Origin of the sequence: Streptosporangium sandarakinum (genome assembly GCF_013409935.1) — a bacterium.
In the GTDB taxonomy this organism is placed as follows: domain Bacteria; phylum Actinomycetota; class Actinomycetes; order Streptosporangiales; family Streptosporangiaceae; genus Streptosporangium; species Streptosporangium nondiastaticum.
The window spans coordinates 1024349-1039237 of sequence record NZ_JACCCO010000002.1; the positions used below are offsets into that span (position 1 = coordinate 1024349).

Consider the following 14889-nt stretch of genomic DNA (forward strand, 5'->3'; position numbering starts at 1 on the left):
GATTAGCGGACGCGCTGTCTCCGGCTCACCCCCGGCGACACCGCCGTCCGCTGTGCCAACGTGAACAACAGCTGTACGGCGAGCGCGAACAGCACCACCAGCACGGCGCCGCCCGCGACGCTCGCGTAGTCCTTCGTCGCCAGGCCGTCGATGATGAAACGGCCCAGCCCGCCGAGCCCGGCGTAGGCCGCCACGGTCGTGGTCGCCACCACCTGGACGGCCGAGAGCCGCAGCCCGAGCAGGATCAACGGCAGCGCCACCGGCACCAGCACCCTGCCCAGGACCTGGCCGCCGCGCAGGCCCATGCCGTACGCGGCGTCCCTCAGGTCGGGGTCCACGCCCCGGACGCCCTCGTAGGTGTTGACCAGGATGGGCGGCGCCGCCAGCGCCACCAGCGGGATGAGCACCGGCCAGACCGTGGTGGTGCCGAGCAGCAGCACGAACAGCACGAGCAGGCCGAGGGTGGGTATCGCGCGGGCGACGTTGACCGTCGCCACGATGAAGTAGGCGCCCCGGCCGGTGTGGCCGATCCACAGCCCCAGCGGCAGCGCGATCAGCGCGGCCAGCAGCAGCGCCGCCGCGGAGAACGCCAGGTGCTCCAGCAGCCGGGCCGGGATGCCGTCGGGCCCCGACCAGTGGGCCGGGTCGCCGAAGAAGTCGGTCAGCCAGTTCACGCGCTCCCCCTCGCCCGCTGCCAGGGGGTTAGCAGCCGCTGCGCGGCGAGCAGGAGGCCGTCCACCAGCAGGGCCAGCGCCACGATGAGCACGATGCCCACGACCGCCGGGGTGGGGAAGTCCCGCTTGAACGCGTCGGTGAACAGGTTGCCCAGCCCGCCCTGGCCGATGAGGGCGCCCACGCTGACCAGGCTGATGCTGGAGACCGCGACCACGCGCAGGCCCGCCAGCACCACCGGGACGGCGATCGGCAGCTCGACCCGGAGCAGCCGGCGCAGCGGGGTGAAGCCCATCGCGACCGCCGACTGCCGCACGTGGTCGGGGACGGAGGCGATGCCGTCCACCACGGCGGGGATCAGCACGGCCACGCCGTAGAAGCTCAGCGGGATGATCACGGTCGCCGGCCCGAGGCCGGTCGCCGGGAGCAGGAGCATGAAGACCGGCAGGGACGGCAGCGCGTAGACGACGTTCATCAGCCCGGCCGTCGGCTGGTACAGCCAGCGCCAGCGCACGCAGGCCAGCCCGATCGGCAGCGCGACGACCAGCCCGAGCACGACCGGCAGCAGCGCCATCACCACGTGCTGCTGGAGCAGGGAGTCGATGCTGCCGGCCCTGCCGGTGCTCCAGTTGCGCCAGATCCAGTCCCAGCGGACCAGGGGCTCACCGTCCATCCGCGGCCTCCCGGGCTCCGCCGGCCTCCCCGGGTCCTTCGCCGGCCCGGGTCTCCCCCGCCACGCGGGACGCCTCCCGGGCGGCCAGGACCAGCGCCTCGTCCAGGACCTCGCGGGTGACCACGCCCTCGGCCCGCCCGGAGTCGTCCACCGCGATCGCGTTCCCCGAGGGCGACAGCAGCGCCGCGTCCAGCGCCGCGCGGAGCGAGTCCCGGCCCCTGACGAACGTCCCGTACGGCGCGAGCGGCACCGCCTCGAACGTCCCGCTCTTCGGAAGACCGGAGGTGGCGGCCCAGCCCAGGGGCCCGCCGTCCGGGCCGACCACGGCCAGCCAGGGCTCCGCCGTACCGCGGGCCGAGGCGACGTCGGCGGAGACCGGCACGGTCAGGTCGTCGCGCAGCCGCAGGCCCTCGCCGGGGACGAACGACAACCGCCGGATGCCCCGGTCGCGGCCTAGGAACTCCTGGACGAACCCGTCGGCGGGCCTGGCCAGCAGCGTCGCGGGGTCGTCGAGTTGCGCCAGGTGCCCGCCCACCTGCAGCACGGCGACCCGGTCGCCGAGCTTGACGGCCTCGTCGATGTCGTGGGTGACGAACACGATCGTCTTGTGCAGCTCGGCCTGGAGCCGCAGCAGCTCGTCCTGCAGGCTCGCGCGCACGATCGGGTCCACCGCGCTGAACGGCTCGTCCATCAGCAGCACCGGCGGGTCGGCCGCGAGCGCGCGGGCCACGCCGACGCGCTGCTGCTGGCCGCCGGAGAGCTGGAAGGGATAGCGGTTCGCGAGGCCGGTGTCCAGGCCCACCCGCTCCAGCAGCTCCATCGCGCGGTCCCGGGCCTTCCGCCGGTCCCACCCGAGGAGCTGGGGCACGGTCGCGACGTTGTCCACGATCTTCCGGTGCGGGAAGAGGCCCGCCTGCTGGATCACGTAGCCGATGCCCCGCCGCAGCGTGGGCGGATCGACGGTGGTGACGTCCACGCCGTCGAGGAGGACGCGGCCCTCACTCGGGTCGATCATCCTGTTGATCATCCGGAGGGACGTCGTCTTGCCGCATCCGGAGGGGCCGACGAACACGGTTATCCCGCCCGTGGGGACTTCGAGGCTGAGGTCGTCCACGGCGACGGTTCCGTCTGGATATCGCTTGGTGACACGGTCGAATGTGATCATGCGTAACCTTTTGCTCGCCGGCGGGGCGTGGGACCCCCTGCCCACAACCGCCCCATGGTCTAACGCGGGACCGACAAAGGTGAGGTATCCAACTCAACCCTCCCATGGCCCCCACCAGGGGGCCGCTCAGGCTAGCAAGCCCTCCGGAGAAAGGGCAGTCAATAGTGCGATTGGGCCCGCCGACCCGGCATGATTACCCATATCGTGGGGAGTGACTCATCTGACACACATGCATCAACAGCCACTTCGGCACCGTACGTATTCCGCTCGCCCGGGTTCATCGTCAGATGCCCCCGCCTGAACCATCCGAACCACCAGAGGAACCGGTCCCGTGACCCAACCGCTCCTCGGTCGGCGCTCGCGTGGTGACCTCGTCGCCGAGCTCTACGACCGTCACGCCGCCGGACTGTTCGCGTACTGTCACGACCAGCTCGGTGATCCCGGCGCCGCAGCCGCCGCGTTGACGGCCGTCTTCGCCGCCGGGGAGACCGCCGGGCCGTACGCCGCCGGGGAGGTCGCCGAGCCGCCGCGCGCCGCCCTCTACGCGCTGGCCCGCCGCGAGATCCAGCACCGCGACGTCGTCTACGCGCCGCCGGTCGCCGGAGCCGACCTGGTGGCCGCCTTCGTCGGGCGGGTGCTGCGCGACCTGCGACCCCACCAGCGCGAGGTGCTGTACCTGTCCGGCGTGTGCGAGATGGACGCCTTCGAGCTCTCCTGGGTGCTCGACGTGGCCGCCGACACCGCCGACGAGCTGACCGTGAGCGCCTGCCGGCGCTTCGCCCAGGCGCTGCGCCCGGCCCTGGCCTCGATGAGGGTGCCGGACCGCATGGCCGAGGTGTTCGGCGCCCTGGACGCCGCGCCCATCCGCGACGTCCTCGCCCGCGCCCCCTGGGCCGTCCCACCGCCGGGCCTGCGCGCCACCGTGCTGGGAGTCCGGCCGGGTACGGCCTCCGCTCCGCCGGGGGCCCGGCCGGGTGCGGCTCCCGCCACGCCGGGCATCCGGCCCCGTACGGCTTTCGCATCGCGCCCCTCCGGTCCCCCGCTCAGGAGGCTGTGGCCCGCGCCCCCGGTGTGGCCGCTCCCGCCCTCCGAGACCGACGCGCTGACCAGCACCGCCGTGTTCCCGCTGCCGATCGGGCCGGTGGGCGGACCGCGCGACGGCTCGCCCGGTTCCCCGGGCCCCTCGGGCTCCCCGGCCTTCCCCGGCTCCCCCGGATCGTCCGGGCCCTCGGGTCCCACCGGCTCCCGCGGATCTTCGGGTCACCCCGGCTCCTCCGCGCGGGACCGCGCGTCCGACCTCTTCTCGCCGCCGGACCCGGACGTGGTCTCCGCGCACGAGGCCACCACCGAGCCGATGCCCCGGCTCAAGGACGCGGTTCTGACCTCGCTCGACGACATGTCGCCCCGCGCCCGGCGGGCGAGGCTGCGCCGGCCCTCGCCGCGCGGCTCGGCGCCCCTGTCCGCCCCGGTCCCCGGGGACGTGCTCGAACCCGAGGCGTCGCCGCCGTCGTCATCGCCGTCACCGTCATCACCACCGTCGCCGGACGGGTTCCCCTCCGTGGGGAACCTGTTCCAGCCCCTCACCCGCGAGGCGCGGGCGGCCCTGATCCGGACCGACAGGCTGGTGGCCGCCGCACCGCGCGAGGAGCACGACCGCGACAGGCGGCGCACCGACCGCGGGCGGCACGAGCGGCGCGAAGAGCCCGATCAGCGGGGGGATCGCGGGCGGCGCGAGGAAGCCGGCCGGCGGGGGGAGCACGAGCGGCCGCTGCCCGGCTGGCCGCTGCGGGCCGACGAGCTGGAGGATCTGACCGTCCCCGGCTCCACGACGTCCCCGGCTCAGGATCCGACGTCCACGACGTCCCCGGTCCAGGACCGGACGGCGCGTACGGACGCCGTGGCGAACCCGTACCGGGACGCCGGGAGGGCCCCTCTCGCGGAGGACACCGGGGGCGTGCCGCACGCGGACGCCGGTCCGGCGACGGGCGACGGGCGGGCGGAGACCGTACGGGCTCCGCACGACGAGTGGCCGATCGTCGACTGGACCGCGCCGGAACGACCCGTCCGCGTGCACGGGATGGAACGACCCGCCGACACCGGGTGGCCCCTGAGCGGGCAGGAGCCCGAGGCCACCGCGGAGACGACCGGCCCCCGGACGGCCGCCGCGGCGACGCGGGACTCCGGGACGGCCGCCGCGGCGACGACCGACTTCCAGGAGGTCGCCGCCTGGCGGGCCGGGATGCTGGCGAACGCCGGGAACCTCGGGGACGCCGAGGCCGGGGCCACGGCCGTGACCGGGGCCGGGGCCACGGCCGTGACCGGGGCCGGGGCCACGGCCGTGACCGGGGCCGGAACCACGGCCGTGACCGGGGCCGGAACCACGGCCGTGACCGGGGTTCGGGCCGAGGTCCCGGAGACGAGCGCCCGGGCGTCCCGTACGGCACGGTCCGGCGGGCGGTCGCACCGCAGGCCCAGGCGCCGGCCGGGCAGGCACGCCGAGCGTCACCACGACTGGATCTGGGAGTTCGTGGGCTTCCTCGTCTGCGTGGCGATCGCGGTGATCGTCTTCCTCGCCGTGCCCGCCCTGGCGCCGTGACGCCGTGAGCGGTCCGGCGTCTGCCCTGGCGCCGTGACGCCGTGAGCGGTCCGGCGGCTCAGCCCGCCGACAGGACCAGCCCGCTGGTCGGCACGCCGGTGCCGGCGGTGACCAGGACGTTGCGGACGTCCGCCACCTGGTTGGCCGCCGTGCCCCGGACCTGCCGGACGGCCTCGGCGATGCCGTTCATGCCGTGGATGTACGCCTCGCCGAGCTGCCCGCCGTGCGGGTTGACCGGCAGCCGGCCGTCGATCTCGATGCCGCCGTCCGCCACGAGGTGGCGCGCCTCGCCCCGCCCGCAGAACCCCAGCTCCTCCAGCTGGACGAGCACGAACGGCGTGAAGTGGTCGTACAGGACGGCCGTCTGCACGTCCTCGGGGCCGAACCCCGCCTGCTCCCACAGCCGGCGGCCGACCACCCCCATCTCCGGCAGGCCGGTCATGTCGTCGCGGTAGTAGCTGGTCATCATCATCTGGCCGGCCCCCGATCCCTGGGCCGCGGCGGTGATCAGGGCCGGAGTCCGCCGCAGGTCGCGGGCGCGCTCGGCCGAGGTGACCACCAGCGCCACCGCGCCGTCGCTCTCCTGGCAGCAGTCGAGCAGGTGCAGCGGCTCGACGATCCACCGCGACGCCTGGTGCTCGGCGAGGGTGATCGGCCGGTCGTGGAACCACGCGGCGGGGTTGGTGGCCGCGTGCCGCCGCATGGCGACCGCCACCCTGCCGAAGTCCTCGGACGTCGCGCCGTGGACGTGCATGTACCGGCGGGCGAACATGGCGACCCACGCCGCCGGGGTCATCAGCCCGTGCGGCACGTGCCAGCTCATCTCCAGGCCCAGGGACGACGGCGCGCCGCCGAGCCCGGGGTCGGGCCGGCCGTACCTGCGGCCGGAGCGCTCGTTGAACGCCCGGTAGCAGACGACGGTCTCGGCGACGCCGGTCGCGACGGCCATCGCCGCGTGCATCACCGTGCCGCACGCCGCGCCGCCGCCGTAGTGGACCCGGGAGAAGAAGGTCAGGTCGCCGATGCCCACCTCGCGGGCCACGGCGATCTCGTCGTTGGCGTCCTGGGTGTAGGTCACCAGGCCGTCCACGTCCGACGGGCCGAGGCCGGCGTCGTCCAGCGCCGCGAACACCGCCTCGGCGGCGAGCCGGAGCTCCGACCTGCCCGACTGCTTGGAGAACTCGGTCGCGCCGATGCCGGCGACGGCCGTACTCCCCGAGAAGGAGACCACGATGGGGGGCCTTTCTGGTGGGTCAGCGGTCGGGGAGGGCGACGCGGACGGTGCCCGAGGCGTGGTCGCCCAGGCTGACCCTGCCCCGCACCTCGACGGTGAACTCGCCGTTCTCCCGCCCGACGACGGTGCCGGTGAAGGTCAGCCGGTCGCCGGCGTAGGCCGGGACGCCCAGCTTGACGTTGATGCCGCGGATCAGCGCCTCGGGGCCCGCCCAGTCGGTGACGTAACGCTCGACGAGGCCCATCGTGGTCAGGATGTTGAGGAAGACGTCCTTCGATCCCTGCGCTCTGGCGCTCGCCGGGTCGTGGTGGACGGGGGTGAAGTCCATCGTGGCCAGTGCCGTCGAGACGACCGTGGTGGGGGTCAGGTCGATCACGAGCTCGGGGAGCGCCACTCCGACCTGGACCTCGTCTTCGGTAAGCGTCCGCATCACGTCTCCCGGGGGACCCAGAGGGGCAGTATGAGGTTGTCGTCCTTCTGGCGATACGTCACACGCAACGGCATACCGATACCCACTTCCGCGGGAGCGCAGTCCACGACGGCGCCCACGATCCGCACGCCCTCCGGCAGCTGGACCACCGCCACCGCGAACGGCGTCTCCCATCCCGGGATCGGCGGGTTGTGGTGCACCACGTAGCTGTAGACCTCGCCCTCGCCGCTCGCCACGACGTACGTCCGGCCGGCCGAGCGGCACGAGGGGCAGACCGGACCGGGGGGATGCCGGAGCTCGCCGCAGTCGGCGCATCTCTGGATCCGCAACTCGCCTCGGGCCACACCCTCCCAGAAGAAGGCGGTGTCGTCGTTGACCGCCGGTCCCAGCGGGTACGGCTGCCGGGTATCGGGAGTGGTTTTGCGCTCCCCGGGATGAAATTTCAGCACCCGGAACAGCATCTCGGCCACCCGCTCGCCCTCCGAGTACCAGGTGACGTTCCAGGTGACGAAGTAGCCCTCGCCGAGGGCCGTCCGCTTCGGCCCGGACAGCCCGGTGAGCCGGGTGGCCGGGACCGGCCGCTCGCCGAGCCTCAGGTAGCGGTCGTAGGTCTGCTCGCAGTTCGTCGCGACCACCCCGGTGTAGCCGGCGGCGTCGAGGGCCGCGAGCACGTCGTCGATCGGGCTTCCCGCGCTCTCGGGCCGCCCGGCCGGTCCGGCGAGGCCCGGCATGGTCCAGACCTGGATCATCGCCGGGGGAGCCACGATCTCTCCGTGGACGCCCGCGGCGGCGGCCTCCGCGTCGGTGTGGAGGGGGTTGGCGTCGCCCATGGCGGCGGCCCAGTGCCGGATCATCGGGAGGTTGACCGGGTCGGCCGCGGCCTCGCCGTACACCTCGCCCGCCGCCATCCGCTTCTCGGCCAGCGCGGTGAGCCGTTCGTGGAAGTCCGGGTCCGGGACCCCGGCGGGAGGGTTCGCGGCGGTCATCGGGGCGGCCTCGGCAGGTTCAGGCCCAGCATGGCGATGAGCTCGCGCTGGATCTCGTTGACGCCGCCGCCGAAGGTCAGCACGATCGCGCCCTTGACGCCGCGGTCGAGGCGCTCGGTGAAGTCGGCCGTCTCCTCGTCGTCCGGGTCGCCGAACCGGGCCAGGACGTCCCCGACGATCCGGCCGACCTCCTGCATGCGCTCCGAGCCGTAGATCTTGGTGGCCGAGGCGTCGGGGGCGCCCAGCCAGCCCAGGTCCATGCCCGCCGCGACCTGCCAGTTCAGCAGCTCGTTGGTCCGCAGGCAGGCGTACACCCTGGCCAGCGCGCGCCGTACGGCGGGCTCGGCGATCAGGCCGGTGGCGCGCGCCCACCTCAGGAAGCGGTCGTGGACGTGCGCGATGTTGCCCGCCGGGCCGAGCGTGACCCGCTCGTGGTTGAGCTGCTCGACGATCAGGTCCCAGCCCCGGTTCTCCTCCCCCACCACCATGTCCACCGGCACCCGCACATCGGTGTAGTAGATGGAGTTGGTGTGGTGGCGGCCGTCCATGGTCGTGATCGGGGTCCACGAGAAGCCCGGGTCGGCGCAGTCGACGATCAGCATCGTGATGCCCCGGTGCTTCGCCGCGGCCGGGTCGGTGCGGGCGGCCAGCCAGATGTGGTCGGCGCGGTGGGCGCCCGAGGTGAAGATCTTCTGCCCGTTGACGACGTAGTGGTCGCCGTCGCGGACCGCGGTGGTGCGCAGGGCCGCGAGGTCGGTGCCCGCCTCGGGCTCGCTGTAGCCGATGGCGAAGTGGCACTCCCCGGCCAGGATGCGCGGCAGGAAGAACTCCTTTTGCGCGGTCGTGCCGTACCGCATGATGGTCGGGCCGACGGTCTGCACGGTGATGATCGGGTAGGGCACCTCGGCGCGGGCGATCTCGTTGGCGAAGATCTGCTGTTCCAGCGGGCCGTACCCGCCGCCGCCGTACTTCTCCGGCCAGCCCAGGCCGAGCTTGCCGTCGCGGCCGAGCCTGCGGCAGTGCCGCATGTAGGCCGGGCCGAACGGGTCGGCGGCGATCTCCCGGCGTTCCTCGGCGGACAGGCAGACGGTGAAGTACTCGTGCAGCTCGTGGCGGAGCCGCCGCTGCTCGGGGGTCAGGTCGATCATCATCGAAGGAGGGCTCCGATCGCGTCGAGCCGGGCTTCCACGCCGCCCAGCAGGTGGGCGTGGTGCTTGCCCCAGGCGAAGTGGCGGTGCAGCGGGTAGGCCACGTCCAGGCCGATCCCGCCGTGCAGGTGCTGGCAGGTGTGCAGCGCGGCGAGCGCCGCGTCCGTGACGGTGAGGGCCGCGACGGACAGGTCGGTGTCGGCCTCGGCGTCCATGCCCTCGGCCAGCCGCCACACCCCGGACCACATGGCGACGTCCAGGGTGCGGGCGGCGATGTAGACGTCGGCGATCTGCACGGTGACCGCCTGGAACTCGGCCAGCGCCCGGCCGAACTGCCTGCGGTTCCTGACGTGCTCGGTGGTCAGCGCGAGCGCCCCGGCCAGCACGCCGGAGGCGACGGCGACGATCCCGGCGAGCGCCAGCAGGCGCAGGCCCTCCGCGGCCCGGCCGTCCGGCGCGCCCACCGGCTCGCCCGGGGAGTCGCGGAGGGTGAGCGTGGCGGTGGGCTCGCCGGTGGAGACGCGCACCGGCCGCAGGTCCGCCGACTCGGGGGCGACCAGGAACAGGCCGACGCCCTCTTCGGTGGCGGCGGGGACGAGGATCGCCGACACCTGGGCGGCGTAGGGGACGATGCCGGCCCGCCCGGTCAGCACCCACCCGTCGCCGCCGGGGCGGGCGGTCACGGCGGGGGCGGCGCCGGGGTCCCCTGCGGGATCGGGCTCGCCCGCGAGGCGGGCCGTCACGGCGGGGGCGGCGCCGAGGTCGCGGCCGGGGCCGCGCAGCGCGGCGGTCAGCACCGCCCGCCCCTCGGCCAGCGGGGCCAGTGCCGCGCGCTGCTCCGGGGAGCCGTGCCGGGCGACGGTCAGCGCGGTGACCAGGCTCGCCAGGAGCGGCGCCGGGGCCACGTGCGCCCCGGCCTCCCGCAGTAGGACGGCCATCTCCACCGGTCCGAGCCCCGCGCCGCCCGCCTCCTCGGGAAGGCAGGCGCCCAGCAGCCCGGCCTGGGCGAGGGAGCGCCACAGCCCCACGTCGTACGGCGCGCCGCCCGCCTCGTGGGCCTCGATCCGTTCGGTGGCCGCCTCGCGGCCGAGGAGGTCTGCGGCGAGGGCGCGCAGCTCGCTCTGCGTCTCGTCAAGGGTGAAGTCCACGGGCGCTCCAGGGGGCTAAAACGCTCAAGCCAACCGATCCGGAAACTAGAACAGATTTCAATCCCCGTCCAGGGGGCACCGGCGCGGACGGGCGGCGCCGTACGGCGGGCGGGCGTCTTCCGTGGAAGGGCCGATGCCCCTCGCAACCGGCGGGTAACTCACCGGGACGACCGGAGATCAGATAACGTGTTCTCATGCGTGTCCCGCGTACGACCATCGGAGCATCCGCGGCCACCCGCGCCCCGCACGCTTCGGCCCCCGGGTCCTCCCGGCCGGGCGCGGCCAAGGGGTCCTCGGGTGCGGCCAAGAGATCCTCAGGCGCGGCCAAGGACGCCTCGGGCTCACAGGGTTCACAGGGTTCACAGGGCGAGCCGGCGGCGTCCGGCGGCGCCCGCTCCAGGAGCCAGCTTCAGCGCCGCAAGCGCATCGTCCAGGCCGCCGCCGCGCTCGCCTCCCGTGGCGGCGTCGAGGCCATGCAGATGCGCACGGTCGCCGAGCGCGCCGGGGTCGCCCTCGGCACCCTCTACCGCTACTTCCCGTCGAAGATGGACCTGGTCGTCGCGGTCGTCAGCGAGGAGCTCGACCTGCTCGAAGGCAGCATCGAGCGGCGTCCGCCGAGCGCCGCCACCGCCGCCGGCCGCGCCGTGGACGTGCTGATGCGCGCCACCCGCGGTCTGATGCGCGAGCCCGAGCTGGCCGACGCGCTCATCCGCTCGCTGATCATGGCCGAGGTCGACACCCCGTTCGGCGACCGGATGACCGGCCTGCTGCTGCGTGCCGCCGGAGACCGGCCGGGGGAACGGCTGACGCCGGAGACCGCCACCGAGGAGCAGGCCATCCTGGCCGGCTCGCTGGGCAGCGTCTGGGTGCAGGAGCTGCTGGAGATGCTCCGCGGCCGCCGCACGCACGAGCAGGTGCAGCGCCGCGTCGAGATAGCGGCCGACCGGCTGCTCGCCGGCTTCTGACCACCCATCCCGCTTCCCGCCCCGCCCTCCATCCCCTTCCGAAGACCTTCTCCCGGAGACCTTCTTCCGAAGATCACCCGTCCCGTCCTCCGTCCCCTTCCGGAGACCTCCCTCCTTCGCCTTCCGCCGAAAACTAGAACGGGTTACAGTAACAGGCGGATGCGGTCGGGCTGGGAGGTCGGATGGGCGCGGTGATCGTCGAGGCTGTCAGGACCCCGATCGGCAGGCGCGGCGGTGTGCTCGCGGGCCTGAAGCCGCAGGCGTTGCTCGCCGCGGCGCTGAACGGCCTGGTCGGCAGGTCCGGAATCGACCCGGCGGCCGTGGACCAGGTCTTCGCCGGATGCGTCACCCAGGCGGGTGAGCAGGGCGGGCACGTGGGCCGGTACGCCTGGCTCTACGCCGGCCTGCCGTACGGAACGGGGGTGACCACGGTCGACGCGCAGTGCGGCTCCTCGCAGCAGGCCGTGCACCTGGTCGCCGCCCTCATCGAGGCGGGCGTCATCGAGGTCGGGGTGGCCTGCGGCGTCGAGGTGATGAGCCGGGCCCCGCTGGGCAGCAACGTGCTCCCGGCCGACCCCCGGCCCGACGACTGGGCCATCGACCTGCCCGACCAGTTCACCGCCGCCGAGCGGATCGCGCGGCGGCGTGGGCTGACCCGCGAGCGGCTCGACGCCTTCGGCGTACGGTCCCAGCGCCTGGCCGCCCAGGCGTGGGCCGAGGACCGATTCGGCCGGGAGGTCGTCCCGGTGACGGCCCCGGTCCTGGGCGAGGACGGACGGCCGACCGGGGAGAGCCGCGTCGTGACCATCGACCAGGGGCTCCGCGAGACCACGGCCGAGGGGCTGGCGCGGCTGCGGCCGGTGATGGGAGAGGGCGGCCTGCACACCGCCGGGACCTCGTCGCAGATCTCCGACGGCGCGGCGGCGGTGCTGCTGACGAGCGAGGAGGCCGCCGCCCGGTACGGCCTGCGTCCCCGCGCCCGGATCCGCGCCCAGGCGCTCGTCGGCGCCGAGCCGTACTACCACCTGGACGGCCCGGTGGAGGCGACCGCCCGGGTGCTGTCCGCGGCGGGCATGCGGGTGGGGGGCATCGACCTGTTCGAGGTGAACGAGGCGTTCGCCTCGGTCGTGCTGTCCTGGGCGTCGGTTCACCGGCCGGACATGGACCGGGTCAACGTCTGCGGCGGGGCCATCGCGCTCGGTCACCCGGTCGGCGCGACCGGCGCCCGGCTGGTCACCACCGCCCTGCACGAGCTGGAGCGGTCGGATTCCTCGACCGCGCTGGTGACGATGTGCGCGGGCGGAGCGCTGGCCACCGCGACCGTCCTCGAACGGCTGTGACGCGGCGGCGACGCGTCCGCGGGCGTGCGCGTTCTCTCCGCGTTCCCCCGTCGGGAATGATCACGAGGCCGTACGCTTGCGGCGACCGGTTCCCGTCACGAGGATGACGCCATGCAGCCACTCGGTGAAGCCGACCTGCGGGTGGTCGCCGCCCTGCAGGTGAACGGGCGGGCCACCTGGGACCGCATCGGGCGCGTGCTGGGCGAGCCCACGCGCAACGTCGCCAGGAGGGCGGCCCGGCTGATCGAGTCGGGCGTGCTCTCGGTGGTCGGGTTGGTCGACGACCGGCGGCTGGGGTCGGCGGTGCTGCGGCTGCGCTGCCGTCCGGGGACGGTGATCGACGCGGGCGAGGCGCTCGCCGAGCTGCCCGAGACCCGGTTCGCCGCGCTGGTCTCCGGCTCGATCGACTGCACGGCCGAGCTGTCCGTGGCCGACGACGCCATGATCGACCTGCTGTTCCGGGGCATCCCGTCGATCGACGGGGTCGTGGAGAGCGTCGCCTATCCGGCGCTGCGTTACTTCAAGACCCCCCAGGAGTGGCACCTCGACGTGCTGACCCCGCAGGAGGTGGAGGGGCTGCGCGAGCAGTGGGCCCCGCTGCCGGGCCGCCTCCAGCGTCCTCGCGAGGCGCCGCCGGCCGAGGACGCGCGGATCATCGCGGCGGTCGTCACCGACGGCCGCGCCACCCACGCGGAGGTCGCGTCCGCCGCCGGGATCAGCGAGTCCACGGCCCGCCGCCGCCTGGACTCCCTGCTGCGCCGGGGGATCCTGCGCATCCGAGCCGAGATCGAGCCCGCCTATCTCGGGCTGCCGGTCGAGGCGGTGCTCTGGCTGCGGGTGGCCGAGTGCGAGGTGGAGGCCGCCGGGCACGCGCTGGCCGCGCTTCCGGAGGTGCGGTACCTGGTGGCGGTGGCCGGCGACCACCAGCTCGTGGCACACGTGGTCGTGCCGGGGCGGCCCGAGCTGTACGAGTTCCTGCGGGGCATCGGCGGCCTGCCCGGCATGCGGGCGATCGAGACCACGGTGGTGCTCCGGCCGCTCAAGCGCGGTTTCATGATCAAGCGTGACGGGCGGGTGGAGCGCTGGGTCGGCCCGATCGAGGCGTACCACGGAACGCCGGGAAGAGACGCGGAAGCCGTACCTTGACGCGTCCGGAGGTACATAATAGAACGCGTTACAGCAGTTGCCCCACCAAGCGCTTGATCGGTTAGGCGGCGGGCACGCCCGTCACCCGCGGCGCGGCGTACGCCGGCAGCACGACGCCCGCGAGGACGCGCGGGCGATTCCCCCGGGGAGGGCCATGGACATCAACCTCGTCGACCAGGATCTCTACGCGCGCGAAGGCGCGCCCCACGACCAGTTCGCCTGGCTGCGGGCCAACGATCCGGTCCACCGGCACCACGGCGGCGACCTCGGCTGGCCGGACTTCTGGGCGGTCACCAGGCACGCCGACGTCGTGCAGGTCTCCCGCCGTCCCGACCTGTTCTCCTCCAGCAGGAAACTCGCGCTCTTCGAGGAGATGCCGGAGGAGCAGCGCGAGTTCCAGCGGATGATGATGCTCAACCAGGACCCGCCGGAGCACACCCGGCGCCGCTCGCTGGTCAACCGGGGCTTCACCCCGCGCGTCATCGGCGCCCTGGAGCAGCACATCCGCGACATCTGCCACGACCTCGTGGACGAGGCCAGGGGCCGCTCCTCCGTCGACTTCGTCCGGGACATCGCAGCCCCGCTGCCGCTGTACGTGATCTGCGAGCTGCTCGGCGCCCCCGTCGAGGACCGCGACAAGCTCTTCACCTGGTCCAACCAGATGATCGGCGCGGAGGACCCCGACTACGCGGCCGACCCCACCGAGGGGCGCGACGCCGCCGCGGAGGTCTACGCCTACGCCAACCGGCTCGCCGCCGAGCGCCGCGAGGAGCCCCGCGACGACATCATCACCAGGCTCCTGCGTCCCGACGACAACGGCGAGGTCCTCGACGAGAACGAGTTCGACCTGTTCGTGCTGCTGCTGGTGGTGGCGGGCAACGAGACGACCCGCAACGCGGCCTCCGGCGGCATGCTCGGGCTCTTCGAGCATCCCGAGCAGTGGCGGCGCCTGATCGCCGACCGCGCGCTGGCCGGCACCGCCGCCGACGAGATCGTCCGCTGGGTCTCCCCGGTCAACCTCTTCCGCCGTACGGCGACCGCCGACACGGTGATCGGCGAGCAGGAGGTCAAGGAGGGCGACAAGGTCGTGGTGTTCTACACCTCCGCCAACCGCGACGAGGACGTCTTCGCCGACCCCGGGGTGTTCGACATCGGCCGCACCCCCAACCCCCACATCGGCTTCGGCGGCGGCGGCGCCCACTTCTGCCTCGGCAACCACCTGGCCAAGCTGGAGCTGCGGGTGCTCTTCGAGGTGCTGGCCGAGCGGCTGCCGAACCTCGCCCAGGCGGGCCCGGTCCGGCGGCTCCGCTCCAACTTCATCAACGGCATCAAGGAGCTCCCGGTCACGGTCTCCTGAACCCCGGCTCCGCCGTTCCCGCCCGCCGG

At 73.9% G+C, this 14889-nt stretch carries 13 protein-coding genes; 5 read left to right on the forward strand and 8 right to left on the reverse strand.

What is annotated here, in order from left to right; genetic code table 11:
* Nucleotides 1-2: 2 nt before the first annotated feature.
* The 3 genes from HDA43_RS23080 to HDA43_RS23090 are packed head-to-tail and all read right to left on the reverse strand — an operon-like array spanning nucleotide 3 to nucleotide 2510.
* The gene (locus HDA43_RS23080) at nucleotides 3-674 is read right to left on the reverse strand and encodes an ABC transporter permease (RefSeq protein ID WP_179825072.1); all 672 of its coding nucleotides are present in this window, start codon (nucleotides 672-674) and stop codon (nucleotides 3-5) included.
* The gene (locus HDA43_RS23085; protein ID WP_179825074.1) at nucleotides 671-1345 is read right to left on the reverse strand and encodes an ABC transporter permease; all 675 of its coding nucleotides are present in this window, start codon (nucleotides 1343-1345) and stop codon (nucleotides 671-673) included. Before HDA43_RS23085 ends, HDA43_RS23080 begins: the two co-directional genes overlap by 4 nt.
* Nucleotides 1335-2510 (reverse strand): ABC transporter ATP-binding protein, encoded by a 1176-nt coding sequence (locus HDA43_RS23090; protein WP_179825075.1) that lies wholly within the window; start codon nucleotides 2508-2510, stop codon nucleotides 1335-1337. Before HDA43_RS23090 ends, HDA43_RS23085 begins: the two co-directional genes overlap by 11 nt.
* Nucleotides 2511-2841: 331 nt before the next feature.
* Between HDA43_RS23090 and HDA43_RS23095 the strand changes: the two genes are divergently transcribed.
* Nucleotides 2842-5106, forward strand: coding sequence for a hypothetical protein (locus HDA43_RS23095; protein ID WP_179825076.1), 2265 nt, complete (start codon nucleotides 2842-2844; stop codon nucleotides 5104-5106).
* 58 nt (nucleotides 5107-5164) lie between these two features.
* On the opposite strand, the gene HDA43_RS23100 is transcribed toward HDA43_RS23095, so the two are convergent.
* The 5 genes from HDA43_RS23100 to HDA43_RS23120 are packed head-to-tail and all read right to left on the reverse strand — an operon-like array spanning nucleotide 5165 to nucleotide 10052.
* Nucleotides 5165-6337 carry a lipid-transfer protein gene (locus HDA43_RS23100; RefSeq protein WP_179825077.1) on the reverse strand — a complete coding sequence of 391 codons (1173 nt, stop codon included), beginning with the start codon at nucleotides 6335-6337 and terminating at the stop codon, nucleotides 5165-5167.
* Nucleotides 6338-6359: 22 nt separating this feature from the next.
* Nucleotides 6360-6770: a MaoC/PaaZ C-terminal domain-containing protein gene (locus tag HDA43_RS23105; RefSeq protein ID WP_179825078.1), complete on the reverse strand. Its 411-nt coding sequence runs from the start codon at nucleotides 6768-6770 to the stop codon at nucleotides 6360-6362.
* Nucleotides 6770-7756 (reverse strand): OB-fold domain-containing protein, encoded by a 987-nt coding sequence (locus HDA43_RS23110; protein ID WP_179825084.1) that lies wholly within the window; start codon nucleotides 7754-7756, stop codon nucleotides 6770-6772. The genes HDA43_RS23105 and HDA43_RS23110 overlap by 1 nt, the downstream gene beginning before the upstream one ends.
* Entirely contained in the window at nucleotides 7753-8907 is a 1155-nt protein-coding gene (locus tag HDA43_RS23115) for an acyl-CoA dehydrogenase family protein (protein ID WP_179825086.1), read from the reverse strand. Before HDA43_RS23115 ends, HDA43_RS23110 begins: the two co-directional genes overlap by 4 nt.
* Nucleotides 8904-10052 carry an acyl-CoA dehydrogenase family protein gene (locus HDA43_RS23120; RefSeq protein ID WP_179825088.1) on the reverse strand — a complete coding sequence of 383 codons (1149 nt, stop codon included), beginning with the start codon at nucleotides 10050-10052 and terminating at the stop codon, nucleotides 8904-8906. Before HDA43_RS23120 ends, HDA43_RS23115 begins: the two co-directional genes overlap by 4 nt.
* Before the next feature lie 425 nt (nucleotides 10053-10477).
* Between HDA43_RS23120 and HDA43_RS23125 the strand changes: the two genes are divergently transcribed.
* From HDA43_RS23125 to HDA43_RS23140, 4 genes are all read left to right on the forward strand, one after another.
* Nucleotides 10478-11017 (forward strand): TetR family transcriptional regulator, encoded by a 540-nt coding sequence (locus tag HDA43_RS23125; protein ID WP_179826366.1) that lies wholly within the window; start codon nucleotides 10478-10480, stop codon nucleotides 11015-11017.
* A gap of 182 nt (nucleotides 11018-11199) precedes the next feature.
* Entirely contained in the window at nucleotides 11200-12357 is a 1158-nt protein-coding gene (locus HDA43_RS23130; protein ID WP_179825096.1) for a steroid 3-ketoacyl-CoA thiolase, read from the forward strand.
* 111 nt (nucleotides 12358-12468) lie between these two features.
* Complete coding sequence (locus tag HDA43_RS23135) at nucleotides 12469-13503, forward strand: Lrp/AsnC family transcriptional regulator (protein ID WP_179825098.1); 1035 nt, start codon at nucleotides 12469-12471, stop codon at nucleotides 13501-13503.
* 154 nt (nucleotides 13504-13657) lie between these two features.
* Nucleotides 13658-14860, forward strand: a complete 1203-nt coding sequence (locus tag HDA43_RS23140) for a cytochrome P450 (protein WP_179825099.1) — start codon at nucleotides 13658-13660, stop codon at nucleotides 14858-14860.
* Nucleotides 14861-14889 lie beyond the last annotated feature (29 nt).